2 protein-coding genes and 1 pseudogene are annotated in these 3,447 nt (G+C 33.6%); all 3 read right to left on the bottom strand.

The genetic code is table 11. The annotated features are described in order from the left end of the window. Window positions 1–296, bottom strand: a pseudogene (locus tag VFS71_RS13985) (hypothetical protein); the annotation flags it as partial. 167 nt (window positions 297–463) lie between these two features. Beyond that, window positions 464–2,323, bottom strand: coding sequence for a U32 family peptidase (locus VFS71_RS13980; RefSeq protein WP_326401993.1), 1,860 nt, complete (start codon window positions 2,321–2,323; stop codon window positions 464–466). Between the two features lie 246 nt (window positions 2,324–2,569). Next, window positions 2,570–3,301, bottom strand: coding sequence for a hypothetical protein (locus tag VFS71_RS13975; RefSeq protein ID WP_326401991.1), 732 nt, complete (start codon window positions 3,299–3,301; stop codon window positions 2,570–2,572). Window positions 3,302–3,447 lie beyond the last annotated feature (146 nt).

The following is a 3,447-nucleotide window of genomic DNA, read 5'->3' as shown; positions in this document are numbered from 1 at the left end:
GGAGCACCTACAGGTATATCACAACGGTGACCAGGCTGACCATGAGAAGGATTCATCCCCTTGCCAACTTTTACTGGAGCAGTTGTTTGTACTGGAGTTGTAGTATTTTGAGCAGATGCTGCTGGGTATAGACTTTGACCTTGGTTTGGTTGTGGAGTTGTTAACGTTTGATTTTGTTGCTGATTGGCAACTTGATAAAATGGAACAACTACTTTAGGTGTTTGGTTTTCAGCTTCGTTTTTGCAGGAAATCAATACAAATGCTATAATGAATAGGGGAGTTAACAGATTTTTCATGATTTGATTTATTGGTTTTTACAAATTTAGGATTTTTAGTAATACGGTTCTGAATTAGAGTTTGCTTTTTAAAACGGAATTCAAAATGAGTCCAAAAAAAAACTACAAAATAAAGGGAACTTTACTTTGTAGTTTATGATTATATCTAAAAAGATGAAAATTAGTATTTAATCCTCTTCAATTTCAAATTCGGCGTCTTTTTCCCAAATCTCCATTTCGCAAGGTTTACAATTGAATTTTAGTTTGTATTCCAATTCTCCTTGTTTTAGTACCAAAGGCTCTTTCAATTTGCCTTCCATTGTGTCTTTATGGTATTTTGGACATTTGGCTAATTCGTACTTTATGCAATATTTGGTGGTCATCACACGAGATTTTCCTGGATCCCATTGTAATTCGAATGCTTTCTCGATCTCGGTCACTCCATGTCGCTCATAAAACTTGCGAGCCAATTTATTGGAAACATTATACATGAAATCCAATTTGGTTTCAGGATAAGGATGACTTGTTTTTTCGATTTTACGTTCTTCGCGTTTGTAGTTTTTCAAACGAGTTTCGGACAGTTGTTCGTAAACGGTTCTGCGCATTTCATTGATTTTTGAAATAGGCAAAAACCAATTATCAGTAAACTGAACTGTTATTTCATCGGCTGTGTAAGGCGTAAAACCAGTTTTAGCCAATTGCGCTTTGATGTTTTCCTCGATAGATTGATTGTTTTTCGTTTGTTCTTTCGGGTGAACCAATTGAACTGTGCTCATGTTTCCATCTTCATCGGTGGCAAGAAGTTCAAAACCAGTTTCGTTTTCGAATAATAATAAAGAAGTACTTATTTTACGGACAGCACTGTCTTCACGTTCTACGATTTTGATAAAAGCGGCATCATTGTTTCTGTAAATGAAAGTACCTTCTTTTAATTCTTTCAAAACGTTAGGATAGGCAAGTCCATTTTCGACTTTATTTACGTAAATACCGTCGGCTTCGTTATTTTCATTGATGTAGCACAAACCATCACCATTGTTCAATACGTGTCCGTTTTCAATTTCATAGGCATTTCCAACGGTTCGGATTAATTTACCAATGTATTGCCCTTTTGATTTTGGACTTTCCCAAGAACCAATTGTAGCGTGACGTTCATTGACAAAATAATCAGTATAACCACGGTTGAAAGTACGATTCAAAGCTGAATCAAAAGTATAAGTACATTTTCCTGAAGAGGCTTTGGTATATTTATCATTTTCTTCCAAGAAAGCATCCAGTTTTTGTCTAAGGTAAGAAACGTTGTTTTTTACGTAGACAATATCTTTCAAACGACCTTCGATTTTGAACGAACAAACACCAGCTTCCACCAAATTTGGAATCTCGTTTGAAACATCAAAATCTTTGATAGAAAGTAAGTGGGTACTTTTGATTAACGTTTCTCCATGACCGTCAATCAGATTGTAAGGCAAACGGCAGTTTTGGGCACAAGAACCACGATTGGCGCTACGTTCTCCATTGGCAACACTCATATAACAGTTCCCACTGAAAGAAACGCATAGAGCACCAGTTACAAAGAATTCCAGTTCCACATCGGTTGCGTTGCTAATTTCTTTGATTTGGTGTAAATTCAATTCACGAGCCAATACGACACGTTTGATTCCTGCATCGGCCAAAAACTTCATTTTGTCGGCATCTCTATTGTTTGCTTGTGTACTTGCATGTAAGATGATAGGAGGTATGTCCATTTCCATAATAGCCATATCCTGAATAATCAGTGCATCAACACCAATATCATACAATTTCCAAATCATCTGACGGCAAGTTTCCAATTCATTGTCGTAAAGAATGGTATTCATAACCACAAAAACAGGAACATTGTATAAATGGGCATATTGTACCAAGGCAGCAACATCTTCAATAGAGTTGGTGGCATTCGAACGGGCACCAAATTGGGGAGCTCCAACATAAACTGCATCAGCACCGCTGTTAATGGCAGCGATACCGTGAATTAAATCTTTTGCTGGCGCTAATATTTCTACTTTCTTCTTCATCTGTGGATGATCAATTTATAATTTCTAAAAGCTGTTTGCTTTTGTATTTGCAAAAAGCGTGCAAAGTTCTTATAAATAATCCGAGATTTCTAACTCAAAAGGATTTTTTTTGAGTTGAAATAGAAAAAGTAGGATTAGTAATTAGGTTAAATTGATGTATTTTTTATAAAACAGGAATCAATAGTTACAGAAAACCCCAAATCTTTTGGATTCGGGGCTTGATTAAGATTGATTGTAAATGGTCATTTATTCCATTTTGTCATATTCTTTCATTCCGATACTGTTTTCTACAATATTTATTTCAGGTCTTCCAATTGCAACTCCCATATTTACTCCACATCTCACAAAATACTCTTTTCCTTTTTCTACATTTATTTTGATTTCAGATTTTGTTTCGAGGGTTCCATAAAAATTTTGATTACCGAATTTCTTTGTCTTATACACAAACTTTTCTCCATTTCTTAATCTACCAACAATTGAATCGTTCGTGTTTTTTATATGGTAACCCAATAAAGAACCAACTGCTAAATTTGGTCTATAGAAATAAATTAATGCATAATCACTATCTTCATTCAGCCTTGATTTGTTTTTTATATTTTTGTTACTTATGATTATTGATAAAGATTCAGAATTCAAATTTCTATAAATTTTTGCTTTTACTCTATAGCAAGTACTTCCAAAGAAACTAGGTTCTTTAATTTCTGTAATTTGGATTATATTTCCACCTGCATTTCTAGCGGCAGTAGTTACATCTGAAATCACTTTATTATATCCACAATCTGTCGTAAATCCTGAATCTCCAATTTTTACATCTCCAATAAATTCTGAATTACCAGGTAATACATCTGTTTTTTCTAATACTATTATTTGATTTTCATCATTTAGCTTTTGGTAATTTTTGTTAGCTAGTTTTGTTGAAACACTTGTGCCACAAGCTGCAAATAAAATGAGCAAAGAAAAAAGTAATAATTTTTTCATTTTCTTTTTTGTTATTGATTAGAATGTAAATATAGTAGATTTTAGCTTCAGCAAAATTGTATTTTGTAAAAATAATTATCATTTTTTGCCATTTATGAGCTTTCAAAAACTCATTTTTTTTTTATTTAGGAGCTTTTTTATTCAAT

It is taken from the genome of Flavobacterium sp. (assembly GCF_035760125.1).
In the GTDB taxonomy this organism is placed as follows: Bacteria; Bacteroidota; Bacteroidia; order Flavobacteriales; family Flavobacteriaceae; genus Flavobacterium.
The sequence above is the reverse complement of the archived record's forward strand: the minus strand, read 5'-3'. Positions and strand labels throughout refer to the sequence as shown.

Excerpts from the sequence above, each read along its gene's own strand:
- VFS71_RS13980 (WP_326401993.1), bottom strand. The coding sequence starts at position 2,323 with ATGAAGAAGAAAGTAGAAATATTAGCGCCAGCAAAAGATTTAATTCAC.
- VFS71_RS13975 (WP_326401991.1), bottom strand. The coding sequence starts at position 3,301 with ATGAAAAAATTATTACTTTTTTCTTTGCTCATTTTATTTGCAGCTTGT.